Origin of the sequence: Microcoleus sp. F10-B2 (assembly GCF_036704965.1) — a bacterium.
Taxonomy (GTDB): Bacteria; Cyanobacteriota; Cyanobacteriia; order Cyanobacteriales; family Microcoleaceae; genus Microcoleus.
This window is the reverse complement of record NZ_JAUBTB010000009.1, coordinates 42,497-43,488: the sequence shown is the minus strand read 5'-3', so window position 1 is coordinate 43,488 and position 992 is coordinate 42,497. Positions and strand designations below refer to the sequence as shown.

Sequence of the window (992 nt, the reverse complement as noted above, 5' to 3'; positions counted from 1 at the left end):
ACTCCAACTTTTTTGAGCAGGTCAGCTAGAGACACATCCCCTGTATATTTAGCGGTAACAGCTTGACCTTTTTGATATCCAAAGGTGACAGTTTGACCGCTGATGTTACCGGTGAACTCATAAGCAGAAGGGGACTTACTGGTATCAATTTTTAAGCTGGGAGCGGTGATAGAGCCGGTTAAGATCGCACTGCCTGAGGTGTCGGTAACTCCCAGAGTTTTGAGCAGGTCAGCTAGAGACACATCCCCTGTATATTTAGCGGTAACAGCTTGACCTTTTTGATACCCAAAGGTTACAGCTTGGCCACTGATCTTGCCGGACAATTCATAAGCAGGAGAGGACTGGCTGGTATCAATTGTTAAGGTGGGAGCGGCGATGTCGCCATCTAATATGACACTCCCGTTGGCGACAGGAACTCCAAGGGCTTTCAGCACATTATTGAGAGATCCAGTTGCATTGTAGATAGCTGTAATTTTACTACCCTGAATCTCAAATGTTAATGGCTTAATAGTATTGACCACTTGTTGCAAGGCTTCCTTGACTGGATCGGATACGTTAATACCATTATTTTTTAGGTAAGTATCTATTTCGCTCCAAACAGAAAAGGTAGCCGAGAAAGTGCGGGTTAAAGCTGTAGCAGCGGTATTGTTGTTACCCGCAGCATCAGTGGCTGCACCGACAGGGACGTTGACTGTTACCGCACCGCTTGCTTTTGGTGTGACGTTGAAGTTGTAGTTGCTGCCAGTGCTGGTAAAGCCGCTGACACTCCCGTTGGTGACGTTGATATCGCTGGTGTCAAACCCGTTGACAGTTTCGCTAAAAGTAGCGCTGACGTTGAAGCCAGCGTTGACTGTCGCCGCAGCCGTCGTTGCTAGGGTGACGGTAGGGGCTGTAGTATCCGGTGCGGCAGCAGTAGTGAAATTCCAAGCAGTTGCCCCTGTAGTGCCGGCATAATTGTTACCAGCTAAGTCTTTAATTGCACCGGCAGCAAT

The 992-nt window shown here is 48.1% G+C and carries 1 protein-coding gene; it reads right to left on the bottom strand.

The features are described 5' to 3' along the window. The coding region (locus tag QUA99_RS05570; protein WP_333460309.1) for an Ig-like domain-containing protein at nucleotides 1–992 on the bottom strand (992 nt) is incomplete at both ends.